Raw genomic sequence first — 24,961 nt, 5'->3', positions numbered from 1 at the left:
GAGTCTCTTAACCATGAGCCTGCTGCTGGCGGCGGTCGCGCGCGCCGACACCTTCGATCTGACGCAACTCAGCCGCCAATTGAGTGAGCCCGAAGTCATTCGCGGCAACTTCACCCAGGAGAAATACCTGCGCGCGCTGCCCCAGCCGCTCGTCAGTACCGGTGCCTTTGTTCTGGCGCGTGACCACGGCCTGCTCTGGTTCTTGCGCGAACCGCTGCAGCAGGACTACCGCATCAGCGCTTCGGGGGTTGCCCGACGCGACGCCAGCGGCTGGCACTCGACCCATCAACAGGGCGCCGCCGCGCGTCAGAACGATCTGTTCCTCGCCGTGCTGCGAGGTGACACAGAGGCCCTGCAACGCGACTTCGAGCTGGAGCTCAGCGGCACCGCGGACAACTGGGCGCTGTCACTAACCCCTCGATCGAAACTGCTAGGGCAGATTTTCGCCCGCATTCTCATTCAAGGCGGCCCGACGGCCGAACGCATCGAGCTGCTCGAAACCCAGGGCGACAGCACCCTGCTGTTGCTGACCGACAGCCAGGTCGACGAACAGTTGAGCCCCAGCGAGCAACATGATTTCGCCGACTGACAAAGCGCTCAGGCTCCCGGCCTGGCTTTCCTGGCTGTTCTTCATCGCACTGCTCGGGCTGGTGGCGCTGACCGCATGGCAATGGCGCGGCGGCCCGCCGGTCACGGCCAACCTGCTGAAACTGCTGCCCAGCAGCGCACCCGGCGAACTGGAGCAACTGGCCGAGCAACGGGTACAGCAACCATTGAACCGCGATTTGATGGTGCTGATTCATCATGCGGATGAAGCGACGGCCTTCGCGCTGGCCGATGAAGTCGCCGACAACCTCCGAGGCAGCGGCCTGTTCGCCCAGGTTCGCCGCTCGGTGCAAGCCGACCTGCCGGCGGTGCGTCAGCAGTTGCTCGATCAGCGCTTGGCACTGCTCGATCGGGCAAGTCGAGAAGCCTTCATCGCCTCGCCCGAGGACTTCGTTCAAGGGCGGCTGCAACGCCTTTACAGCCCATTCGAAAGTACCAGCCTGGTGCCGGTCGAGCAGGACTGGTTCGGTTTCGCCGATCTGGCGCAGCGACAACTGCCGCAACCGGGCCATATCCATCCACGTCTCGATGGCCTACTGGTGGCCGAACATCATGGCCAGCGCTGGGCGGTGATTCACGCGCAGACCCACGGTGATGCCTTTGACGATCAGTTGCCTCTGCTGGTGGACGATCAGATTCGCGCTGCACACCATCGGGTAGAGACCGAACAAGGCGAACTGCTCGCCGCTGGCGGCATGCTGCATGCCGCGTATGGCCAGCGCCAGGCACGTGAGGAAGCCAGCCTGATCGGCAGCGTTTCGCTCGTCGCCACACTGGCGGTGCTGCATTTGCTGTTCCGTACGCCGCGTGTCCTGCTGGTGGCATTGCCCGTGGTGGTCGGCGCACTGAGCGGTGCTGCCGCATGCATTGCATTGTTCGGTCAGATCCATGTGTTGACGCTGGTACTCGGCGCCAGTCTGGTCGGGGTCAGCATCGATTTTCCGCTGCACTACCTCTCCAAGAGCTGGACCCTGCGGCCATGGCACGCCTATCGGGCTCTGCGCTTGACGCTCCCTGGCCTGGCGCTGGCGCTGGCGACCAATGTCATCGGTTACCTGGCCATGGGCTTCACCCCGTTCCCGGCGCTGAGCCAGGTGGCGGTGTTTTCCGCGGCGGGCCTGCTCGGCGCCTTCGCCTGTGCGACCTGCCTGTTGCCCTCGCTGCTGAACGCGCCGCTGCGCCCCTGGGCCGCTCCGCTGGGCTGGGCTCAGCGTGGATTGACGCTGCGCAGGGCATTGCTGCGCCGGGTTCCCTCGACCTGGCTGCTGGCCGGCTTCGTGCTGTTCTGCATTGGCGGCATCAGCCAGCTGTCCTTCAAGGATGACCTGCGCCAGTGGGTCAGCCGCGCGCCCGCGCTGCAGCAGCAGGCCGAACGTATCGGCGCGATCACGGGGTTCGAGCCGACCAGCCAGTATTTTCTGGTGCGCGCGGCAACGCCCGATGAGTTGCTGGAGCGCCAGGACGAACTCGCCGCGCGGCTCGATGACCTGGTGGCGGAGCAGAAACTGCACGGCTATCTCGCGCTGAGCCAGTTGGTCGCCTCGACGACCGTCCAGGAAAGTCTGCATCTCGCGCTGCCGCGTTTGCTGGAAGCCAGCCAACCCCTGCTGAAACTCGGTGTCACCGCCGACATCCTGGAAAAGGAACTCGCCGACCTGCTGGCGCAACCCGTGATCGGTCTCGAGGATGTATTGGCCGGGCCACTTGCCGAACCCTGGCGCCCCTTGTGGCTGGGCACCCGAAGTGACGGCTCGGTCGCCGGCCTGGTCAGCCTGCAAGGGCTTCGCGACAGCTCGGCGCTGCACGGTCTGGCCGAAGGCATCGGCGGGGTCAGCCTGGTCGACCGGCCAGCGGAGCTGAACCGCCTTTTTGCCGAGACCCAGCGCCAGGCTGCGTTGCTCAAACTCTGCGCCGCCGTGCTCATTTTCGCCCTGCTGTGTCTGCCGTTCGGCTGGCGCGGTGCGTTGCGCTGTCTGGCCGTGCCGCTGCTGGCGGCGCTCGGCAGCCTGGCGTGCCTGGGCTGGCTGGGTCAGCCGTTGACCCTGTTCGGCCTGTTCGGCTTGTTGCTGGTCACCGCGATCGGCGTGGACTACGCCATCCTCATGCGCGAGCGAATCGGCGGCGCCGCGGTGAGTCTGGTCGGTACCCTGCTGGCGGCGGTAACCACCTGGCTGTCGTTCGGCCTGCTGGCCCTGTCGAGCACCCCCGCGGTAAGTAACTTCGGTCTGGCGGTGGGGCTCGGCCTGGTGTTCGCCTTCGCTTTAGCGCCCTGGGCCGCCGAGCCGGACACGGAGGCCAGATGTTGATCGAACAACAACTAGCGCTGGCGCAGCTTTCACGAATTGTTGCGTCGACGCCTCAGCGGGCTGAGCGCCACCCCGACTTATTGGCAACAGATATTCCGTCCTGGCCGCCGGGCACGCCTGCTAGCCATCCATTCCATCGCGTCGAACAAGGAAGGTCTAAGTGAACTCAGAACACCGTAGCGTCGTCATCATCGGCGCGGGGCCTTCCGGCGCTATCGCCGCCGCCCTGCTCAAGCGCAAGGGCCATGACGTCTTGATCATCGAGCGGCAGCGGTTTCCGCGCTTTTCCATCGGCGAAAGCCTGCTGTCGCATTGCCTGGATTTCATCGAGGAAGCCGGCATGCTCGAAGCGGTACAGGCCGCCGGCTTTCAGACCAAGCACGGCGCGGCCTTCGGCTGGGGCGAGCGCTACACCGAATTCGACTTCCGTGACAAATTCACCGAAGGCCACGGCAGCACCTATCAGGTTCAACGCGCCGATTTCGACAAGCTGCTGGCCGACCAGGCTGAATCGCAGGGTGTAGAGATCCGCTACGAGGAGGAAATCACCACCGCCGACTTCGATGGCTCGCGCCCGCGTCTGCAGGTGCGTCGGCTGGACGGCAGCGAATATGCCATCGAAGCGGACTTCGTTCTCGACGCCAGCGGCTACGGTCGCGTGCTGCCGCGTCTGCTCGAGCTGGAGGCACCGTCGAGCTTTCCGCTGCGTCGTGCCGTGTTCACCCACATCCAGGACAATATCGACGATCCGCGGTTCGATCGGGAAAAAATCCTCATTACCACCCATCCCGAGCTGCGTGACGTTTGGTTCTGGACTATCCCATTCAGTAACGGCCGCTGTTCCCTGGGTGTCGTCGCCAGCGCCGAACGCTACGAAGGGCGTCCGTTGGATCTGGACGCATGCCTCAGAGAATTCGTGCTGGAGGCGCCCAACCTCAAGCGCATCCTCCAGCACGCCGAGTGGGACACCCCGGCACGGCTGATCGGCGGCTATTCGGCGAACGTCAAGGCACTGCACGGTCCGGGCTTCGCCCTGCTGGGCAATGCGGCGGAATTCCTCGACCCAGTGTTCTCTTCCGGTGTCACCATCGCGATGCGCTCGGCGAGCATGGCGGCCGCCGTTCTGCATCGCCAATTGACGGGCGAAGCGGTGGATTGGGAAACCGAATTCGCCGCACCGCTCAAGCGAGGCGTGGACACCTTCCGAACCTATGTCGAGGGCTGGTACGACAGTAGTTTCCAGAACGTAATCTATTACGAACACGCCCAGCCGGAGATTCGCAGGATGATCAGCTCGATCCTCGCCGGCTACGCCTGGGACACCGCTAACCCCTATGTCGCTGAACCCAAACGCCGCTTGCGGGTGCTGGCCGAGCTGTGCGGCCCCTCGGTGCCGGCGTGAGTTGTCCGGCATGATCGCAAGACATACACCGCACCTGGCCTGGCTCGCGTTGCTGCTGATGCTCGGCGCCTGCGCCCAGCATCTGCCATTGCCGACACATACGGCGCAGCTAACGTTGCCGATGCAGTTGCATATCCAGCGCCGGAGTGCGGACGAGACACGCGACTGGCTGTTGGTCATCCAGCGGGAAGGCACCGCCGTGCGCTGGTCACTGCTCGATCCGCTGGGCGTTCCGCTGGCGCGCCAGCTGCTGCGCGATGGTCACTGGCAGGCGGACGGCCTGCTGCCACCTAACCCCGAAGCACGCGAGCTCTTCGCGGCATTGCTGTTCGCGCTGAGCCCAGCCGAGCAGATGGATGAGCTCTACGCCGATACACGCTGGACTCAGCAGTCGGACGGGCGATCACTCACAGCCGACGGGGCCGCCTGGCAGGTTCGGTATTTGAAGAAGGGCCGTTTCGAACTCGACGTCGGGCCGAGGCTGTCCTATGGTGTCGCCCCCATCGCGCCTGCCGGAGCCCGCCAGCAATGACTGCCTACCTGAATGCCCTGGGGTTGGTCTGCGCGCTGGGTCGCGGCAAGGCTGAGGTAGCCCGGCGCCTGCTGGACGGTGACGGTTCGGGCATGCAGCCCTATGCGCAAGCGGTCGTCGGCCGCCAGCTGCCGGTCGGCGCGGTCACTGGCGAACTGCCCACTCTCACCGACACTCCGCTGCGTCACACCACGCGCAACAATCAGCTGCTACTCGCGGCGGTCGAGCAGATCGAAGCCGAGCTGCATGAGGCCGTTGCCCGCTTCGGCCCATCCCGCATCGGCGTGGTAATGGGTACCAGCACCACCGGCATTCAGGAAGCCACTCAGGGCATCACCGGCCTGGTGCGTCACGGGCAGCTACCGGCCAGCTATCACTACGGTCATCAGGAGCTTTGTGCTCCCGCCAGCTTTCTCAGCGAGCGGCTGCAGCTGAGCGGTCCGAGTTATTCGATCTCCACCGCCTGCACTTCGAGCGCTCGAGCGTTGCTCAGTGCCAAGCGGCTATTGGATATGGGCATTTGCGATGCGGTGATCTGTGGCGGCGTTGATAGTCTTTGCGATCTGACGCTACAGGGTTTCAGCGCCCTGGAAGCGACCAGCGAGCGCATCTGCAATCCGTTTTCGATCAACCGCGACGGTATCAATATCGGCGAGGCCGCCGCGCTCTTCCTGATGACCCGCGACCCGGCGCCGATCGCCCTGCTCGGCGGTGGTGCCAGTTCCGATGCACACCATATTTCTGCCCCTGACCCGCAGGGCCTGGGCGCCATCGAAGCGATGCGCAAGGCGCTCTCATCGACGGCAACCCAAGCGGAGCAAATCAGCTATCTGAACCTTCACGGCACCGCCACCTGGCACAACGACGCCATGGAAAGCCTGGCAGTCGCCGCGGTGTTTCCGGCTGGCGTGGCCTGTTCGTCGAGCAAGCCGCTGACCGGACACACTCTGGGCGCCGCCGGTGCGCTGGAAGCCGCGTTCTGCTGGCTGACCCTGTCCGAGCACAACGCTGCCCAACGGCTGCCACCGCATCGCTGGGACGGCCAGCGAGATGCCGACCTGCCACGCCTGGATCTGATCGCTGCCGGCACGACGATGGCGGCGGCAGGCCCACGTCGCATGATGAGCAACTCCTTCGCCTTCGGCGGCAATAACATCAGCTTGATCCTGGGAGACGCGCCATGATCGATTGGCCAGTAGCCGAATTGATACCCCATGCGGGAGACATGATCCTGCTCGATGCGGTCGAGGCATTCGACGCGGACAGCATCGATGCTCATTTGAAGGTGAGGCCCGGCGGACTGTACAACCTGCCCGACGGTAGCCTGCCCGCCTGGGTGGGCATCGAAATCATGGCGCAGACGGTCGCCGCGTTCGCCGGCTGCCAGGCACGTCAGGCCGGGCTGCCGGTGGAGCTGGGCTTTCTGCTCGGCACCCGCCGCTTTCAATGCGATGTCGAGCGATTTCCTGTTGGCACTGCGCTGCGCATTCGCGCGCTGCGCTCGCTGCAGGACGACAACGGCATGGGCGTGTTCGAATGCCATCTCGACGGGCCCGGCATCCATGCCGAGGCGCGTCTCAACGTTTTTCGCCCGCCTGAAGTGGCGAGCTACCTTCAAGAGCCCAGCCCATGAGTAACAGTATCCTCATCACCGGCTCCAGCCGAGGCATTGGCCGCGCCATCGCCTTGCGCCTGGCCCGTAGCGGTCACGATATCGTTCTGCATTGCCGCACTCGACGGGACGAGGCAGAGGCCGTCCAGGCAGAGATCCAGGATATGGGTCGCCAGGCGCGCATCCTGCAGTTCGATATCGCCGATCGCGCTCAATGCCGCACGCAGCTGGAAGCCGATATCGAAGCGCACGGTGCCTATTACGGCGTGGTCTGCAACGCCGGTCTCACTCGCGACGGCGCGTTTCCGGCGCTGACCGAGGACGACTGGGATCTGGTCATGCGCACCAACCTGGATGGCTTCTACAATGTTCTGCAGCCGCTGACGATGCCGATGATTCGTCGTCGCCAACCGGGGCGAATCGTCTGCATCACCTCAGTGTCGGGGCTAATCGGCAATCGCGGCCAGGTCAACTACAGCGCCTCCAAGGCCGGCGTGATCGGCGCCGCCAAGGCGCTCGCCGTCGAGCTCGGTAAACGACGTATCACCGTCAACTGCGTCGCACCGGGACTGATCGATACGGATATGCTCAACGACGATCTGCCTATCGAGGAAATGCTCAAGATGATTCCCGCTCAACGCATGGGCACGCCCGAAGAAGTCGCCGGCGCGGTGAATTTCCTCATGTCGGAAGAAGCCAGCTACATCACCCGTCAGGTTCTGGCGGTCAACGGCGGGCTGTGCTGATGAAACGCGTCGTCGTCACCGGCATGGCTGGTATTACATCACTGGGCAGCGACTGGGCGTCCATCGAGACAAACTTCAGCGGCAACCGCAGCGGCATCCGCTACATGCACGAATGGGATCGCTTCACCGAACTCAACACCCGCCTGGCCGGGCCAGTGGATGATTTCGTCGTGCCCAGCCACTGGACGCGCAAACAGCTGCGCAGCATGGGTCGAGTCTCTCGGCTGTCGGTAAAGGCCGCCGAGCAGGCACTCGAACATGCGGGCCTGCTCGATGATGCATCGATCCGCGACGGTCGCATGGGCGTCGCATGTGGCTCGTCCACCGGCAGCACAGAAGAGATCAAAGCCTTCGGCAATATGCTACTCAACTCCGTGGCCGACGGACTGAACGCCAACTCCTACATCCGCATGATGCCGCACACCACAGCGGCGAATATCAGCATCTTCTTCGGGCTTACCGGTCGGGTGATCCCCACCTCCAGCGCCTGTACCAGTGGCAGCCAGGGTATCGGCTATGCCTACGAGGCGATCAAGTTCGGCCGATTGCCGATGATGCTCGCCGGTGGCGCCGAAGAGCTGTGTGCCACCGAGGCCATGGTATTCGACGCACTCTATGCGACCAGCCTGAAGAATGATGCACCGCATACCACACCGCGCCCCTATGACGCCGACCGCGACGGCCTGGTGATTGGTGAGGGCGCCGGCATGTTGGTGCTCGAAGAGCTCGAACACGCGCTCGCCCGCGGTGCCACCATCCACGCCGAACTGGTGGGGTTCGGCAGTAATGCCGACGGCCAGCACGCGACCAAGCCCGAACAGCTGACCATGCGCCGCGCCATGGAGCTCGCCCTGGAAGATGCCCGCTTGCAGCCCGAAGCCATTGGCTACGTCAACGGCCACGGCACCGCCACCGAACAGGGCGACATCGCCGAGACCCTGGCCACGCAAGCCTTGTTTGGTTCAGCCATGCCGATCAGCTCGCAAAAGAGTTTCTTCGGCCACACTCTGGGCGCCTGTGGCGCGCTGGAGTCCTGGTTCAGCATCGAAATGATGAACCGCGACCGCTATATCCATACGCTCAATCTGGATAGCATCGATCCGCGCTGCGGCGAGCTGGATTACCTCGTCGGGGCGCCACGTTCGATGCAACATGAATTCGTCATGAACAACAATTTCGCCTTTGGCGGCATAAACACCTCGTTGATATTCCGCCGCTGGGCCTGAATCCCCCCAAAACACCGCAAGGAGAATGCAATGAAGAAAAACACATGGATTGGCGTTGCACTGGTGCTCTGTGCTTTGCCAGGAATCAGCCAGGCCCGCGACACCACCCATTACCTGCCATTCGATCAGGTGGTGGCCGAAGCCACCGCATCCGGCAAGCTGGACGGCAGCGTGAAGTTCTACCTCGCAGGCAAGACCCCCAAGGGCGCGCAGATCATTCGCAGCGGCGTGACCACCAGCAAGAAGACCAATGCCTTCAACAAGACTGACGAAGGTGCGTGCAGCTGGGCCCTGCAATCGGCGCTGATTGGCATGCAGCAGGCGGCCAAGGCTGCCGGCGCCAACGCCGTGGTGGACATCGCCAGCAACTACAAGCACGTCGAGTACAAAGACAGCCAGAACTACGAATGCCACGCCGGCGCGATCATGGCAGGCGTCGCGCTCAAGGGCGACCTGGCGAAGATCAAGTAACGCACCGGGGCGCTCGGTTACGCCGGGCGCCCCCAATCGCCCACCGAGGTCCCCTCCGTCGCCTTTTGCCGAACGAATAACTGGACCCGCGAGTCAACAGAGCAGACCTTTCCACCCTTGAAGGAGCTGCCCATGTTCGACAAGTCATCGCACAAGTTCGAAATCAACTACATCTTTCAGAACGATCCGCGCGTGCAGATCATCGAGTCGGATGATGAGCGCATGTCACAGGGCAGCGCCGCCCGGCACCTGATCGAGCTGCATAATGGCGATGCCGAGAACAGCCTGGTGATGCCCGAAGCGGGCGCCGATGAGGCCAAGGTGCTGGAGCAGGCCGAGGTGATCGGCATCACCGATATTCGCGTGACCAAACTGGTTCATGAACACGAACCCGGTACCACGCCCGGTCACTATCAGCAGCCCTAAACGAAAAGAGCCGCAAGTGCGGCTCTTTTTTGGTCGACAGATCAGCCGTGATACCGCGCCGACAACTCGTGGACCGATTCGATGAAGGCACCGGCATGGGCGGGATCCACTTCCGGGGTGATGCCATGACCCAGGTTGAACACATGCCCTTCGCCATGACCGAAGCTTGCGAGGATGCGCCCGACCTCGGCACGGATCGCCTCGGGCTTGGCGAACAGTACGCTGGGGTCCATGTTGCCCTGCAGCGCGACCTTGTCACCAACACGAGCACGCGCGGCACCGATGTCGCATGTCCAATCGAGGCCCAGGGCCTCGGCGCCGCTCTCGGCCATCGACTCGAGCCAGAGCCCGCCACCCTTGGTGAAGAGGATCACCGGCACACGGCGGCCGTCGTGCTCACGAATCAGCCCATCGACGATCTTCTGCATATAGGCCAGGGAAAATTCCTGGTACGCCGCCGCCGACAGGCTGCCACCCCAGGAATCGAAGATCTGCACCGCCTGGGCACCGGCCAGGATCTGCCCGTTGAGGTAGCTGGTCACCGATTGCGCCAGCTTGTCGAGCAGCGCATGCATGGCCTGCGGGTTTTCGTAAAGCATGGCCTTGGATTTGCGAAAATCTTTCGAGGAGCCGCCTTCGACCATGTAGGTCGCCAGGGTCCAGGGGCTGCCAGAGAAGCCAATCAGCGGCACGCGGCCGTTCAGCTCACGGCGAATGGTACGCACCGCATTCATCACGTAGCCCAGGTCCTTTTCCGGGTCTGGTATCGGTAGCGCCTCGATGTCAGCCATACTGCTGACAACCTTCTTGAAGCGCGGCCCTTCGCCGGTCTCGAAATACAGGCCCAAGCCCATGGCGTCGGGCACGGTGAGGATGTCGGAAAACAGGATAGCGGCATCCAGCGGATAACGCTCCAGCGGCTGCAAAGTGACTTCGCAGGCCAGCTCCGGGTTCATGCACAGGCTCATGAAGTCGCCCGCCTTGCTGCGGCTGGCCCGGTATTCCGGCAGGTAGCGTCCGGCCTGACGCATCATCCACACCGGGGTGACGTCGACAGGTTGCTTGAGCAGGGCGCGAAGGAAGCGATCGTTCTTCAAGGCAGTCATGTCTGGGTTCCAGCAAAAGAGTGGCGGCATTGTCGCAAAGCGGAAAACAAAAGGCACGGCGAGCGCCGTGCCTTTCATCCATGGGCTTGATTCTGATCAGGCTTTGACGGGCGTCCGGGCTGGCAAGCCAGTCGTAGGGTGGATGACGCTTTCTCCATCCACCTTAAGACTGCTCGGTGATTGCAGAGCCTCGACCCACCCGGCGAAATCAAACGTCCAGATAGTCCAGAATACCTTCTGCCGCCTGGCGGCCTTCGAAGATCGCGGTCACCACCAGATCGGAGCCGCGCACCATATCGCCACCCGCGAAGATTTTCGGGTTGCTGGTCTGGTGCTTGAATTGACCCATTTCCGGCGCGACGACACGCCCCTGATTGTCGGTCTGGATGTTCTGGCCTTCGAACCACTCGGCCGGACTCGGACGGAAACCGAAGGCGATGACCACCGCATCGGCCGGCAGCACTTCCTCGGAGCCCGGGATCGGCTCGGGGCTGCGCCGGCCACGCGCATCCGGCGCACCGAGACGGGTCTCGACCACCTTGACGCCTTCGACCTTGCCCTCGCCGACAATGGCAATGGGCTGGCGGTTGAAGAGGAACTTAACGCCTTCTTCCTTGGCGTTCTTCACTTCCTTGCGCGAACCCGGCATGTTCGCTGCGTCACGCCGGTAGGCACAGGTCACGCTCTTGGCGCCCTGGCGAATCGAGGTGCGGTTGCAGTCCATGGCCGTGTCGCCACCGCCGAGCACAACGACCTTCTTACCCTTCATGTCGACGAAGTCTTCCGGCGATTTCTCGAAGCCGAGGTTGCGGTTGACGTTGGCGATCAGGAAGTCCAGCGCATCGTGCACGCCCGGCAGGTCTTCGCCCGGGAAGCCGCCCTTCATGTAGGTATAGGTGCCCATGCCCATGAACACCGCGTCATAGTCGGCCAGCAGCTGGTCGATGGTCACGTCCTTACCGACTTCGGTGTTCAGGCGGAACTCGATACCCATCCCGGTGAAAATCTCACGGCGACGGCTGAGAACGCTTTTCTCCAACTTGAACTCGGGAATACCGAAGGTCAGCAAGCCGCCGATTTCCGGATTCTTGTCGAAGACCACCGGGGTAACCCCGCTGCGCACCAGCACGTCGGCGCAACCGAGACCGGCCGGGCCGGCACCGATGATCGCGACCTTCTTGCCGGTCGGCTTGACCTTGGACATGTCAGGGCGCCAGCCCATGGCGAACGCGGTGTCGGCAATGTATTTCTCCACCGAGCCGATGGTGACCGCGCCAAAACCATCATTGAGCGTACAGGCACCCTCGCACAGACGATCCTGCGGGCAGACGCGCCCGCAGACTTCCGGCAGGGTATTGGTCTGATGCGCCAGTTCGGCGGCGGCGAGAATGTTGCCCTCGGAGACCAGCTTGAGCCAGTTGGGAATGTAGTTGTGAACCGGGCACTTCCACTCGCAATAAGGGTTGCCGCAACCCAGGCAGCGATGGGCCTGCTCGCAGGCCTGTTGCGGCTTGAAGGGTTCGTAGATTTCGACGAACTCCTTCTTACGCTGGCGCAGCAGCTTCTTTTTCGGATCCTTGCGCCCGACTTCGATGAACTGGAAGTCGTTATTCAGACGTTCAGTCATTTCAAAACCTCTTAGCGGCAGCCGCAAGCCCAAGGCTGCTAGCTGCATGACAATCACGGAGCGGGGCGGGCCTCGGACTGATCGCCGAGGCTTGCCGCTTGAATCTGCTTTTTATTGGGGGTTGGCCCGAGTGGTCGACAACAACGACGCCAGGTTGGCCGCCTTCGGCTTGACCAGCCAGAAGCGACGCAGGTAGTCGTCGAGATTCTCCAGGAGTTTCTCTCCCCATGCGCTGCCGGTTTCGGCGACGTACTCGCGCAGCACTTCTTGCAGATGGCTACGGTGGGCTTCCATCGCCTCACCCGTGATGCGCTGCAGGTTTACCAACTCGTTGTTCACCCGATCGACGAAGCTGTTGTCCATGTCGAGGACATAGGCGAAACCACCGGTCATACCGGAACCGAAGTTGTAGCCGGTCTTGCCTAGCACGCAGACGAAGCCGCCGGTCATGTATTCACAGCAATGATCGCCGGTACCTTCCACGACTGCATGCGCGCCGGAGTTACGAACGGCGAAGCGCTCCCCGGCCGTGCCGCCAGCGAACAATTTGCCGCCAGTGGCGCCATACAGGCAGGTATTGCCGACGATGGCCGAATCCTGCGACTCGAACCCGCTGCTCTTCGGCTGGGTGATGACCAGCTTGCCGCCGGTCATACCTTTGCCGACGTAGTCGTTGGCATCGCCTTCCAGATACAGGTGCAGGCCGCCGGCATTCCAAACGCCGAAGCTCTGACCCGCAGTGCCCTTGAAACGGAAGGTGATTGGCGCATCCTTCATCCCCTGGTTCCCGTGCACTCGGGCGATCTCGCCGGAAACACGGGCACCAATGGAGCGGTCGCAGTTGCAGATATCCAGTTCGAATTCGCCGCCGCTCTTGGCGTCGATAGCCGAGCGCGCGAGCCTGACCATTTCTTCGGCCAGCAGCCCCTGGTCGAACGGCGGGTTCTTCTCCACTTCGCAGAACTGCGGCTTGTCGGCAGGTATGTAGTCACTGCCGAGCAGAGGCGTCAGATCAAGATGGTTCTGTTTGGCGGTCTCGCCTGGCAGCATTTCAAGCAGGTCGGTACGCCCGATCAGTTCCTGCAAACTGCGCACGCCCAGCTTGGCCAGCCATTCACGAGTTTCCTCAGCGACGAAGCTGAAGAAGTTGACCACCATGTCGACGGTCCCAATGAAATGGTCCTTGCGCAGCTGATCGTTCTGCGTTGCGATACCCGTAGCGCAGTTGTTCAGATGGCAAATGCGCAGGTATTTGCAGCCCAGCGCGATCATCGGCGCCGTACCGAAGCCGAAGCTTTCGGCCCCCAGGATGGCGGCCTTGACTACATCGAGACCGGTCTTCAGACCACCGTCGGTCTGCACCCGGACCTTGCCACGCAGGTCGTTGCCGCGCAGGGTCTGGTGTGTCTCGGCCAGACCGAGCTCCCAAGGCGAGCCGGCATAACGGATCGAGGTCAATGGCGAAGCGCCGGTGCCGCCGTCATAGCCGGAGATGGTGATCAAATCTGCATAAGCCTTGGCGACCCCGGCGGCAATGGTGCCAACGCCAGGCTCGGCCACCAGCTTGACCGATACCAGTGCCTTGGGATTGACCTGCTTGAGGTCGAAAATCAGCTGAGCCAGGTCTTCGATCGAGTAGATGTCATGATGCGGCGGCGGTGAAATCAATGTTACGCCGGGCACTGCATAACGCAGCTTGGCGATCAGGCCGTTGACCTTGCCGCCTGGCAGCTGGCCGCCCTCGCCGGGCTTGGCGCCCTGGGCAACCTTGATCTGCAGCACCTCGGCATTGACCAGATACTCCGGCGTCACGCCGAAACGGCCGGTCGCCACCTGCTTGATCTTCGAGCTGCGGTCGGTGCCGTAACGCGAAGGGTCTTCGCCACCCTCTCCCGAGTTGGAACGCGCGCCGATGCGATTCATTGCCGCCGCGATGGCTTCGTGGGCCTCCGGCGACAGCGCGCCGAGCGAAATGCCGGCCGAGTCGAAGCGCTTAAGAATCTGTTCCAGGGGCTCGACTTCTTCCAGCGCCAGCGGTTTGTCCGACACCTTGAGCTTGAGCAGATCGCGCAACATCGCCACGGGACGCTGGTCGACAAGCGCGGTGTACTCCTTGAAGCGGTTGTAGTCACCTTCTTGCACCGCAACCTGAAGCGCCGCCACCACGTCGGGGTTGTAGGCGTGGTATTCGCCACCGTAAACGAACTTCAGCAGGCCACCTTGCTGGATCGGCTTGCGGGTACTCCAGGCCTCTGCCGCGAGGGCTTTCTGCTCGGCTTCCAGATCGGCGAAGCGTGCACCCTTGATGCGGCTGGCAACGCCGCGGAAGCTGACGTCGACGACCTCATCGGACAGACCGACTGCTTCGAACAGCTGGGCCCCGCGGTACGAGGTGATGGTCGAGATGCCCATCTTCGAGATGATTTTCAGCAGCCCCTTGGAAATGCCCTTGCGGTAGTGCTTGAACACCTCGTACAGATCACCCAGCACTTCGCCGGTGCGGATCAGATCGCCGAGCACTTCGAAAGCGAGGAACGGATACACCGCCGTCGCGCCAAAGCCGATCAGGACCGCGAAGTGATGCGGGTCTCGCGCGGTAGCCGTTTCCACCAGGATGTTGCAGTCGCAGCGCAGGCCGGTTTCGATCAGACGATGATGCACCGCACCGACCGCCAGCGACGCGTGCACCGGCAGCTTGCCCGGCTGGATAGCGCGGTCGCTGAGAATCAGCATGACTTTGCCGCTGCGTACGGCTTCCTCAGCCTGGTCGGCGATATTGCGGACCGCGGCTTCCAGGCCGAGGGATTCGTCGTAATTGAGATCGATCAGCTGACGTTCGAATCCGGGACGATCGAGCTCCATGATCGTCCGCCATTTTGCCGGAGAGATTACCGGCGTGGTCAGAATCGCGCGGTTGGCGTGATCGGCGGTTTCTTCGAAGAGATTGCGCTCGGCACCCAGGCAGGTTTCCAGCGACATCACGATGGATTCACGCAATGGGTCGATCGGAGGGTTGGTCACCTGCGCGAACTGCTGACGGAAGTAGTCGTACGGCGAGCGCACCCGGCGCGACAGCACGGCCATGGGCGTGTCGTCGCCCATGGAGCCCACCGCTTCCTGGCCCTGCTCGGCCAGCGGACGCAGCACCTGGTCACGCTCCTCGAAGGTGACCTGATACATCTTCATGTATTGCTTGAGCTGGTCGGCATCGTAGAAGGCCGAGCCGTGATCGTTATCGTCCAGGGTCGACTGGATACGCAGCGCATTCTGGCGCAGCCACTTCTTGTACGGATGCTGCGACTTCAGGCGGTTGTCGATGTCATCGGTATGCAGGACCTGCCCCGTTTCGGTATCCACCGCGAGGATCTGGCCCGGCCCCACACGCCCCTTGGCGATAACGTCTTCCGGCTTGTAATCCCATACACCGACTTCGGAGGCGAGGGTGATGTAACCATTGGTCGTGGTCACCCAACGCGCCGGACGCAGACCGTTGCGGTCGAGCAGGCAGACCGCATGGCGACCATCGGTGAGCACCACACCAGCCGGGCCATCCCACGGCTCCATATGCATGGAGTTGAATTCGTAGAAGGCTCGCAGGTCGGGGTCCATGGTTTCGACGTTCTGCCAGGCCGGCGGAATGATCATGCGCAGACCACGGAACAAATCCATCCCACCGGTGACCAACAGCTCCAACATGTTGTCCATGCTGGAAGAGTCGGAGCCGGTACGGTTGACCAGCGGATCGAGGCTTTCCAGGTCCGGCAACAGCTCGTTGGCGAATTTCAGTCGACGCGCCTGAGCCCAGTTGCGGTTACCGGTAATGGTGTTGATTTCGCCGTTATGGGCGAGAAAGCGGAACGGCTGCGCCAGAGGCCACTGCGGCATCGTGTTGGTGGAGAAACGCTGATGGAATACGCAGATGGCAGTCGCCAGGCGCTCGTCGCCGAGATCGGGATAGAACTGCGCCAGGTCGGCCGGCATCATCAGGCCTTTGTAGATGATGTCCTTGTCGGAAAAACTGCAGACGTAGAATTCCTTGTCCGCGGCCAGCGCGACTTCCGCGCGGCGGCGCGCGAAGAACAGCTTGATGCCGAACTCGCGCTCGGACAGACCATCAGCGGAGACGAACACCTGCTCGATGCGCGGCAGGCGCTCCAACGCCAGACGACCCAGTACGGTGGTATCGACCGGAACCTCGCGCCAGCCGACCAGTGTCAGCCCTTGGGCTACGATCTGTTCGTTGAGCTGGATCCGGGCCGCATCCGCCTTGGCCGCGTCCTGGCTGAGAAAGATCATGCCGACGGCGTATAACGCCGGAAGATCGGCATCGAAATGTTGCTTGGCCATGGCGCGCAGGAACGCATCGGGCTTCTGCATCAGCAGGCCACAGCCATCGCCAGTTTTGCCGTCGGCGTTGATGCCGCCGCGGTGGGTCATGCAGGTGAGGGATTGAATAGCGGTCTGAAGCAGGTGATGGCTTGCCTCGCCCTGCATGTGGGCGATCAGACCGAAGCCGCAGTTATCCTTGAACTCTTCAGGACGAAACAGACCTGCTCTCATAGGCACTCCACCAGCTAAATGCGTTGTAAATCAACCCCTTATTGACGGCGCACGGAACCGCCCCGTCATACACGTGGGCAAAAGGGGGAGCAGTTTACAAAGCCCGGTAGAACGACACAATTTTATTTTTGCAAGCCCCAAAAAGGTGCATTGCGCACTTTTTTGGGGCATCCGCTAGCGCGCGTTAGTGATTTCCTGCTGCACACTGGCGAAACTCCGAGCCCATGGCTTGCCTACCTTCAGCGAGGCCGGCAACGCCTTGATGGCCTCTAGCGCGGCATTTCGGCTTGGGAAACTACCATGGGTGACAACGTATAGCGGCTTGCCCTCATGCTGCTTGACGAAATACCTGAAGCCATCGCCGTGTTGCTTCACCAACGCTTCAGCATTGCTCCGAGTACGCGTTCCCAGCACCTGGACCAGGTAATTGCCCTTAGGCTGGCTGGCGTACCAGCTGGCCGCAGGCGCAACCGCAGCGGGTGTCGCGACAACTTGCCGCACCGCTTCTGGAGGAGACTCAGGTTTCGGAGCCGGCTCGACCGTCGAGCCTTGCACAGGAGCAGGACTCGCAGTCTCAGCGGGCGCTTGGGCGACGTCGCGCACCGGCTCGCCGCTCACTACCGGCTCCTCTACCAACGCACCCGATGCGTCATCCGGCTCGGCACTACCGGCTGCAGCTAAAGGTTCGCGAACAAGTGGCTGCTCTGGCTGGGGTGGATTGGGATCAGGCGTCGCCTCCCCAGGATTGCCAGGCGCATTCGACGCCGGCTCCTGCGAGGATGAAGCAGGTCCGGCCGTACCCAGCGGCAAGCTGGTGGTCGTGGGCGCCAAAGGCTCATCGCTCGAGTCACGCATAAGCAACGCAATCACGACGACAAAAACGACCGCAGCCAAGGCCAGCAGGTGTTTCATCGGCAGCGGCAAACGCCATCCAGCGGACTTTCGGCGCCCCTTCGAATGCTGCATCGTATCGAGAAGCTCATCACGGGCCGCTTGATTGATAGCACCAGGCCAGCCACCAGAATGCTCGTGGATACGAAGGATCTGTTCTTCACTGAAACAGTCCAGCCCGCTCCCGGCACCCTCGAGGCGCAACGCCAGGTACTCACGAGTCTCGTCCTCCTCGTAGGGTTGAAGCGCGATCACATGGAAGCGCTCCTCACCTTCTACCAGAGCCTCAAGACGCCCTACCAAAGCATGCTCACCGAACAGGAATACGTGCGGCCGGCCTTGGGGGCTGCCTTGGGCCAATCGCAACAATGTCTCGACAGCTGCGCCAGTCAGTCGTTCGGCATCATCGACCAGCAAGTAGACCTCTTGGCCAGTCAATGCCAACTGGACGATCTGCGCCATGATCGATTCGAAGTCGGCACCTTGGCTGCCGAGCGCCTGCGCGATTTGCTGCAGCACCACATTCGAGTCAATGGTCTCCTGCGGCGAAATGATCACGCTTTGTACGGATTGCTTGTTGCTGCTGGCAACAAGCGCCTGGCGCACGAGCGTCTTGCCGCTCCCTTCAGGCCCGGTTACCACCAATAGCAACTGGCTGTAGCGAGCAAGATGGTGCAATTGCCCCAGCACCGGCTTGCGCTGGGCCGGGAAGAATTTGAAGCCAGGCACGCGAGCAGCGAAAGGGTCATGACTGAACCCGTAATGGTTCAGATACGAATCGTCGGCAGACAAACTGGTCATGGAAATCTCTTAGGTTCTTAACTCTTGCGTAAGCGCGTCGTAATTGACGTTCAATGTGGCTTCCAGCAGCTCGCGAGGGAAATCGCCGGTGACCAACGCCTCACCCAACCGCTTGAGCAGCACCAACCGCAACTGCCCGTTCAGGACTTTCTTGTCGACCGCCATATGCTGGAGAAAATCTTCGGCTCGCATGTTGCTCGGAGGCACCACTGGCAAACCAGCACGCGCCAGGAGGCGCACGGCGCGGTCTCGCTCACCGACAGTGATCCATCCAAGCTGCCGAGACATCTCGAGGGCCATGACTGTGCCAGCCGATACCGCCTCACCATGCAGCCAGACACCGTAACCCTGATGGGTCTCGATGGCATGACCGAAGGTATGACCAAGATTCAGCGTTGCGCGAATGCCCGACTCTCGCTCATCTGCGCTAACCACGCGCGCTTTGGCCGCACAAGAGCACCTTATCGCTTCGGTAAGCGCCGCCTGATCCAGCCCACGTAGCTTGTCGATATTCTCCTCTAGCCACCCCAAGAACGGCTCGTCGCAGATCAAACCGTACTTGATTACCTCAGCCAAGCCAGCCGACAGCTCTCGCACCGGCAACGTTGCCAGCGTAGAGGTATCAATCAGTACTGCTTGCGGCTGATAGAAGGCACCGACCATGTTCTTGCCGAGCGGATGATTGATACCAGTCTTGCCACCGACCGAAGAATCGACCTGTGACAGGAGCGTTGTCGGTACCTGGATGAAATCGACTCCACGCTGGTAACTAGCAGCCGCAAAACCGGCCATGTCGCCAACCACCCCACCACCCAACGCGATAATAGTGGTGTTCCGGTCGTGCCTGGCTGTCAGCAACGCATCGAAGATCGACTGCAGCGTCTGCCAGTCCTTGTATGCCTCTCCATCAGGCAGCACGATCGGCGTGATGGCGTACCCGGCCAGGCTGCGTGAAAGACGCTCAAGGTAGAGCGGCGCAACGGTGTCGTTGGTAACAATGGCGACTTGCTTGCCGCGGATATGGCGGGATAACAGCTCACCGCGATCAATGAGCTGCTCGCCAATATGGATCGGATAGCTACGCTCGCCGAGATCGACATGTAGAGTCTGCATAGGGCCCCCACGCTTAAAGGGAGCTAGGATAGCGCAGATCGCCCCAGGCTTTCACGAGGTGCTAAGGATTGGAGTTGAGCGAGAATTTCAACCACAACCAGCCGCGGGGGGCGCTCATCCGTCTGGATGATCATGTCCGCGACCTCACGGTACAGAGGATCCCGCTCAGCCATCAGATTCGTGAGCGTCTCGCGAGGATTGGGTTTTTGCAATAGTGGACGATTGCGATCGCGAGAGGTGCGGTCGAGCTGCTGCTCGACCGAGGTGCAAAGGTAGATCACCCGACCACCCGCGCGTAAGAGTCGACGATTATCCGGCCGCAGCACAGCACCACCGCCGGTTGCCAACACGACGCCACGCATCTGGCACAAATCAATGATGGCCGCGTGTTCTCTTTCGCGAAACCCCTGCTCACCCTCAACATCGAATATCAGCGGAATACTTGCACCCGTGCGCTGCTCGATCTCCTTATCGGAATCCCGAAAGGGAAGACGAAGCTCCTTGGCAAGCAGGCGCCCGATGGTGCTTTTACCGGCACCCATCGGACCCACGAGGATAATGTTTTCCACCGATTTAACGATTCACTGCAATGGCCTGGTGATTCAGGATTCTAGGGGTAAGGAATACCAACAGCTCAGACTTGGCATCTGTCACAACATCACGACGAAACAGCCGTCCAAGATAAGGTACGTCGCCAAGAAACGGAACCTTGTCGACGCTTTGCGACTGGCTGTTGGAGAATACACCACCGATCACTACTGTTTCGCCATCGTTCACCAGTACCTTGGCGTTGACTTCGTTTTTATCGATTGGTGGCACGCCATTGACTGCGTTGCGGAAGTCTGGTGCATCTTTAGTGACCTTGACTTCCATAATAATGCGGTTATCCGGCGTGATCTGGGGCGTAACCTCCAAGGACAAAGCTGCTTCTTTGAAAGAGGTGCTCGTCGCACCGCTGGAGCTAGCCTCCTGATAAGGAACTTCTGTGCCTTTCAGAATCTTCGCTGTTTCTTTGTCCGCGGTCATCACCTTCGGCTGGGATACGACTTCTCCATTTCCGGTTTTCTCCATAGCAGAGAGCTGAAGGTCCAAAAGAACGTGATCTGAAATAAAACCAATGCCTACACCGGACGTGCTATTTAGTACTCCCATGTCGACAAAAGGAACCGGCGCCGTGCCGTCCTCAAGAGTATAATTACCGATTTTTTTCGTGCCTGGCGGCCTCAAAATCCCATCGTCGTCGACGGCTCGGGCGCCATCCTTGCCGTAGGCACTCCATTGGTCGTTCACAATGTTCCCGCCCCACCGAACCCCAAGCGCCTTATCATAGCCAACGTTTGCCTCAACAATCCGAGCCTCAATCATGACCTGACGAACCGGGATGTCCAGCTGAGTCACGATACGGCGCAATTCATCCAAACGCTCTTGAGTCTGGTAGGCGATTATATTGTTTGTGCGATCATCAACCGCGATGGAGCCACGCTCGTCAGCCTGCCCATCAACTGCAGTCACCGATTGAAAAAGCTTCGCAATATCCGCAGCTTTAGCGTAATTCACCTGCACGACTTCACGACGGAGGGGCGCCAGCTCGGCAATCTGCCGCTTGGATTCCAACTCCTGACGTTCACGTGCAGCAATTTCGTCCGCTGGAGCAACCAGCAGGACGTTGCCCACTTGGCGCTTGTCGAGGCCCTTGGTTTTCAAGACAAGATCCAACGCCTGGTCCCACGGAACGTTCTGCAAACGCAACGTGATATTGCCCTGTACGGTATCACTCGCTACCAGATTCAAATCAGTGAAGTCTGCAATCAGCTGCAGAACAGAACGAACGTCGATATCTTGGAAGTTCAGCGACAGCTTCTCTCCAGAATAGGTGAAATGCTGCGCATTGCGCTTCTCGACATCGGCTTCGCTAAGCGGCTTGACGCTGATAGTCAGCTTGTCGTCGGTCTGGTACGCCAGATAGTCGTATCGCCCGCTAGGCTCGATCGCAATGCTTGCGCCATCGGCCTTACTGCTCGAATCGACAAACTTGACGGGCGTGGCGAAGTCCTGCACGTCCAACCTGACCCGCAGCGACTCCGGCAATTGCGTCTTGGCGAACGATACGCGGATCTTGCCGCCCTGCTCCTCGATACTCGGACTGATCGATGGGTCCGACAGAGTAATGACTACGTTACCGGCACCGTCTTCCCCGCGACGAAAATCGATGTTGCTAATCGACTTGCCCGTGGCCATTGAGGCGACCGGCGCGCGCCTATCAACCGGTGCAACCGGCGCGGCCGGGACCGCAGCGGGTGATGCGCCGTTTTCGCCCAGAACGACAAACACATTGCTCCCGTCGACTCGGGTCGAATAGGGAACCAAAGAGGTGAGGTTGACGATAAGTCGGGTGCGGCCCTGTGCCTCGACGACCGTTACACTCCGCGCATTGCCAACGCCGAGTTCTCGGTTTTTGGACGCCAGCTTGCTGGAGACACCCGGCAGATCAAGGGCGATGCGAGCGGGCTGGTCAAGCGTGTATCCGCGCGGAGCAGGCACCGGCTCATCGAAGGTCAACTTCAGCTCAACACGGTCCCCTGGCAGTGACGCGACATCGAGCGTATTCAGATTCGCGGCCAGCAGCGCGGGCGAAATAACCGCTGCCAGCAAAGACAAGCCGAGACGAGAGAGAGTGGTATTCATAAAAGGCTTCCGTTGTGCAGACCGGTATAGGTTTTCCATTTTTGCCATGACTCAGGAGCGCTCTTTCAAGGTCAGGCTACGCGGGCGCTCAAGCCACCCACCCTCTCCGTCCGGAACGATTTCAAGCACATCCACCTCGGCCTCGCTGATTTCAACGATACGACCATGGTTGCGCCCCAGATAGTCACCGACCTTGACTCGGTGAACCCCATCGCCGCCTTTGATCAAGGCGTACTTACCTGCGTCGTTGGTCAACGTGCCGACCATGACGAAGTTTTCGATATTGAATTGTTCGAGGAACTGCTTGATGCGCGTCTCGTCAGGGTGAATATCTTTTGAACCCTTCTGCCGCTGAGTCAGATCGATCTTCATTGGCGGCTGGAATGGATGGCGCAGCGATGAAGCGCTATAGGTAAACGCCTCATATGGCAGAAACGCTGGCAATGGTTCTATCGATCCTTTGGGCTTGGCGCGCACTTCGTCCATGTAAGCACGTAGATCGTCGAAATCTCCGTTAGCGCCACATCCGGCCAGTAACACCAAGCCCATGCTCAGCGCGATAAGTCGGGCTCCATTCATTTCTGCAGCCCCTTGTCGTTATAGCGATAGGTCTTGGCCAGGATGCTCATGTGCAGCTTGGAAGAGGAATCCTTGCTCTGAGGCTTTATCTCGAAATCATGCAGGGTAACGATCCGCGGCAAACTCGACACGCCGCTGACAAACGTTGCGAGGTCGTGATAGCCACCGACCACTTTGATCTGTATCGGCAGCTCGATATAGAACTGCTGCGTCACTTCCGGCTGCAACTTGATCTCTTCGAACTCCAGCCCACTGCCCAGGCCGGTGCGGGTAATGTCTTCGAGCAAACCCGGCACTTCGGTATCGCTCGGCAACTGACGCAACAAGGCACCAAACGATGCTTCCATCTCGACCATCTGCGCCTTGTACGCTTCCAGATTCGCTGCCTGAAACGCCTTCGTGGAGAATTGCTGCTTTAGCGTTTCCTCCTGCGCTTGCTGTTGCTCCAGGCTGACTTGCATGTCGCTGAGGTAGAAGTAATAGCCACCTCCGAGCACCAGCATCATCAGCAATACTGCAGCTATCACCTTTACCGCAGCGGGCCAGGAGCCCACGTTGTTCATGTCCAAGTCGCTCAGGTCGACGCTACGCAGACTTTCTAAGGAGTTCGCCAGACTCATGGCTTATCTCCTTCGGCTGCGACAGCCGGCTGCGTCTGCTGAACCGTTAGCTGAAACACGTTTTCCTGATCGACCGCACCCGCCGTGACAGCCTTCACCTCGTTCAGGTTTGGCGCTTCCAGCCATTCAGAACCATCCAAGTTGCGCATCAGGTTAGAGACCCGGTTGTTGGATTCAGCGCCACCGACAATGGCGATGTTCTTGCCAGTCATTTTCAATCCGGTGAAATACACGCCATCGGGAAGCGTGCGTACCAGCTGATCAAAAACCCTGCCGATGATGGGGCGATTGCCCTGCAGATCCTGAATAATCTTCATACGCTCAAGCAATTGCTGCCGACGCTCACGCAGTTCTTTGATTTCCGCGATACGCGTATCCAGCACCGCAATCTCTTTGCGGATGAAGTCATTTCGCGCGTTCTGCCGTTCAATGGCATGGGTGAAGTACTGATCCGCGAGAAACAGCAGGCCCACCGCCACGACAGCCACACCGGCGAGCGACACCAGGAAGCGCTGCTTACGCTCTTCACGGAGCTGCTCGCGCCAGGGCAATAGGTTGATCCGGGCCATCAGTCGAAACTCCTCAAGGCCAACCCGCAGGCAATCATCAGGGACGGCGCATCACTGGCGAGCGCGCCAGCGTTGACCTTGCTACTCAACGCCATATCGGCAAACGGATTGGCGACTAAAGTCTGAGTCCCGATTTTCTGCTGAATCAACCGATCCAGCCCCGGAATCGATGCCGTCCCGCCAGCCAGAAGGATGTAGTCCACGTCATGGAACTGCCCGGCGGCGAAGAAAAACTGGAGCGAGCGCGACACCTGCTGAACGACCGCTTCTTTGAACGGCTGCAATACTTCGCTGTCATAGTCATCTGGGAGGCCTCCTTGCTTTTTGGCAAGGCCAGCTTCTTCCATCGATAGCCCGTAGCGACGCTGAATCTCTTCGGTAAGCTGACGCCCACCGAACAACTGCTCGCGGGTATAGATCGTGCGGCCGTTGTGCAACACGCTCAGCGTGGTCATGGTCGCACCGATGTCGACCAGAGCAATGGTCAGCTCGTCGTGACCGGCACCCAGCTGGGGCGCTAGCAAACCAAATGAACGCTCCAGCGCATAGGCTTCGACATCGACAACCTTGGCCGTCAGTCCAGCCAGGGCCAGAGCCGCTTCGCGAATCTCTACGTTTTCCTTGCGACACGCCGCCAACAGCACCTCGACGCGTCCCGGGGCGCGAGCGGCCGGCCCCTGCACTTCAAAGTCGATAGCGACTTCTTCCAGCGGGTAAGGAATGTACTGATCCGCTTCGATCTTCAGCTGATTTTCCAGGTCGTCGTCGCTCAACCCGGCGTCCATTTCGATGCTCTTGGTGATGACCGCCGAACCGGAAACCGCTACTGCGGCGGATTTCACACCGGTTTTCGCTTTAGCTAACAACCGAGACAGCGCCTGGCCCACACCGTCCAGTTCAGCGATGTTCTTTTCTACCACAGCGTTCGGCGGAAGCGGCTCGACCGCAAATGACTCAACCCGATACCGGGAGCCTGAGCGGCTTAATTCGAGCAGCTTGACAGACGTCGAACTGATGTCGATCCCAAGCAGCGTATTCGCTTTCTTAGTGAAGAGCCCTAGCACGGCCGATTTCCTATCTTTA

Annotated in this window: 22 protein-coding genes; 11 read left to right on the top strand and 11 right to left on the bottom strand. The window is 60.8% G+C overall.

Annotated elements, in window-relative coordinates; translation table 11 throughout:
* Positions 1-13: 13 nt before the first annotated feature.
* The 11 genes from MCB86_RS05410 (at position 14) to MCB86_RS05360 (ending at position 9,327) form a co-directional block, all read left to right on the top strand.
* On the top strand, positions 14-589 hold the full coding sequence (locus tag MCB86_RS05410) for an outer membrane lipoprotein carrier protein LolA (protein ID WP_045160509.1): 576 nt from the start codon (positions 14-16) through the stop codon (positions 587-589).
* A complete protein-coding gene (locus MCB86_RS05405) occupies positions 573-2,912 on the top strand; it encodes a hypothetical protein (protein ID WP_239610222.1) in 2,340 nt (779 codons plus the stop codon). Before MCB86_RS05410 ends, MCB86_RS05405 begins: the two co-directional genes overlap by 17 nt.
* Positions 2,906-3,076 (top strand): hypothetical protein, encoded by a 171-nt coding sequence (locus MCB86_RS05400; protein WP_239610220.1) that lies wholly within the window; start codon positions 2,906-2,908, stop codon positions 3,074-3,076. Before MCB86_RS05405 ends, MCB86_RS05400 begins: the two co-directional genes overlap by 7 nt.
* Positions 3,073-4,314, top strand: coding sequence for an NAD(P)/FAD-dependent oxidoreductase (locus tag MCB86_RS05395; RefSeq protein ID WP_045160507.1), 1,242 nt, complete (start codon positions 3,073-3,075; stop codon positions 4,312-4,314). Before MCB86_RS05400 ends, MCB86_RS05395 begins: the two co-directional genes overlap by 4 nt.
* 10 nt (positions 4,315-4,324) lie before the next feature.
* Positions 4,325-4,846: a DUF3261 domain-containing protein gene (locus MCB86_RS05390; protein WP_045160506.1), complete on the top strand. Its 522-nt coding sequence runs from the start codon at positions 4,325-4,327 to the stop codon at positions 4,844-4,846.
* Entirely contained in the window at positions 4,843-6,030 is a 1,188-nt protein-coding gene (locus MCB86_RS05385) for a beta-ketoacyl-[acyl-carrier-protein] synthase family protein (protein ID WP_045160505.1), read from the top strand. Before MCB86_RS05390 ends, MCB86_RS05385 begins: the two co-directional genes overlap by 4 nt.
* Positions 6,027-6,479, top strand: a complete 453-nt coding sequence (locus MCB86_RS05380) for a hotdog family protein (protein WP_045160504.1) — start codon at positions 6,027-6,029, stop codon at positions 6,477-6,479. The genes MCB86_RS05385 and MCB86_RS05380 overlap by 4 nt, the downstream gene beginning before the upstream one ends.
* On the top strand, positions 6,476-7,204 hold the full coding sequence (gene fabG, locus MCB86_RS05375) for a 3-oxoacyl-ACP reductase FabG (RefSeq protein WP_045160503.1): 729 nt from the start codon (positions 6,476-6,478) through the stop codon (positions 7,202-7,204). The genes MCB86_RS05380 and fabG overlap by 4 nt, the downstream gene beginning before the upstream one ends.
* Positions 7,204-8,430, top strand: a complete 1,227-nt coding sequence (locus tag MCB86_RS05370; RefSeq protein ID WP_045160502.1) for a beta-ketoacyl-ACP synthase — start codon at positions 7,204-7,206, stop codon at positions 8,428-8,430. The genes fabG and MCB86_RS05370 overlap by 1 nt, the downstream gene beginning before the upstream one ends.
* Positions 8,431-8,460: 30 nt before the next feature.
* Positions 8,461-8,901, top strand: coding sequence for a hypothetical protein (locus tag MCB86_RS05365; RefSeq protein WP_045160501.1), 441 nt, complete (start codon positions 8,461-8,463; stop codon positions 8,899-8,901).
* Positions 8,902-9,033: 132 nt separating this feature from the next.
* Positions 9,034-9,327, top strand: a complete 294-nt coding sequence (locus MCB86_RS05360; RefSeq protein ID WP_239610218.1) for a hypothetical protein — start codon at positions 9,034-9,036, stop codon at positions 9,325-9,327.
* Between the two features lie 41 nt (positions 9,328-9,368).
* Here the strand turns inward: MCB86_RS05360 and hemE are convergent, their stop codons facing one another.
* The 11 genes from hemE to MCB86_RS05305 all read right to left on the bottom strand — a co-directional run bounded on the left by hemE (position 9,369) and on the right by MCB86_RS05305 (position 24,942).
* Entirely contained in the window at positions 9,369-10,433 is a 1,065-nt protein-coding gene (hemE, locus tag MCB86_RS05355) for a uroporphyrinogen decarboxylase (protein ID WP_239610217.1), read from the bottom strand.
* A 208-nt stretch (positions 10,434-10,641) separates the two neighbouring features.
* Positions 10,642-12,060, bottom strand: a complete 1,419-nt coding sequence (locus MCB86_RS05350) for an FAD-dependent oxidoreductase (protein ID WP_045160498.1) — start codon at positions 12,058-12,060, stop codon at positions 10,642-10,644.
* Between the two features lie 111 nt (positions 12,061-12,171).
* Positions 12,172-16,620, bottom strand: a complete 4,449-nt coding sequence (gene gltB, locus MCB86_RS05345; protein WP_239610215.1) for a glutamate synthase large subunit — start codon at positions 16,618-16,620, stop codon at positions 12,172-12,174.
* Positions 16,621-16,794: 174 nt separating this feature from the next.
* Positions 16,795-18,312: an AAA family ATPase gene (locus tag MCB86_RS05340; protein WP_239610212.1), complete on the bottom strand. Its 1,518-nt coding sequence runs from the start codon at positions 18,310-18,312 to the stop codon at positions 16,795-16,797.
* A gap of 9 nt (positions 18,313-18,321) precedes the next feature.
* Positions 18,322-19,425, bottom strand: coding sequence for a 3-dehydroquinate synthase (aroB, locus tag MCB86_RS05335; RefSeq protein ID WP_239610210.1), 1,104 nt, complete (start codon positions 19,423-19,425; stop codon positions 18,322-18,324).
* Between the two features lie 23 nt (positions 19,426-19,448).
* Entirely contained in the window at positions 19,449-19,994 is a 546-nt protein-coding gene (gene aroK / locus MCB86_RS05330) for a shikimate kinase AroK (protein WP_239610208.1), read from the bottom strand.
* A 4-nt stretch (positions 19,995-19,998) separates the two neighbouring features.
* Complete coding sequence (gene pilQ / locus MCB86_RS05325) at positions 19,999-22,110, bottom strand: type IV pilus secretin PilQ (protein ID WP_239610206.1); 2,112 nt, start codon at positions 22,108-22,110, stop codon at positions 19,999-20,001.
* 51 nt (positions 22,111-22,161) lie between these two features.
* Entirely contained in the window at positions 22,162-22,689 is a 528-nt protein-coding gene (pilP, locus tag MCB86_RS05320) for a type 4a pilus biogenesis lipoprotein PilP (RefSeq protein ID WP_045160492.1), read from the bottom strand.
* Complete coding sequence (gene pilO / locus MCB86_RS05315) at positions 22,686-23,309, bottom strand: type 4a pilus biogenesis protein PilO (protein ID WP_045160491.1); 624 nt, start codon at positions 23,307-23,309, stop codon at positions 22,686-22,688. The genes pilP and pilO overlap by 4 nt, the downstream gene beginning before the upstream one ends.
* Complete coding sequence (pilN, locus tag MCB86_RS05310; RefSeq protein ID WP_045160490.1) at positions 23,306-23,878, bottom strand: type 4a pilus biogenesis protein PilN; 573 nt, start codon at positions 23,876-23,878, stop codon at positions 23,306-23,308. The genes pilO and pilN overlap by 4 nt, the downstream gene beginning before the upstream one ends.
* Positions 23,878-24,942, bottom strand: coding sequence for a pilus assembly protein PilM (locus MCB86_RS05305; protein WP_239610205.1), 1,065 nt, complete (start codon positions 24,940-24,942; stop codon positions 23,878-23,880). Before MCB86_RS05305 ends, pilN begins: the two co-directional genes overlap by 1 nt.
* Positions 24,943-24,961: the final 19 nt, after the last annotated feature.

Source organism: Pseudomonas sp. KSR10, from assembly GCF_022355455.1.
Taxonomy (GTDB): domain Bacteria; phylum Pseudomonadota; class Gammaproteobacteria; order Pseudomonadales; family Pseudomonadaceae; genus Stutzerimonas; species Stutzerimonas stutzeri_E.
Note: the sequence above shows the minus strand (reverse complement) of the source record. Positions and strands in the feature narration are given on the sequence as shown.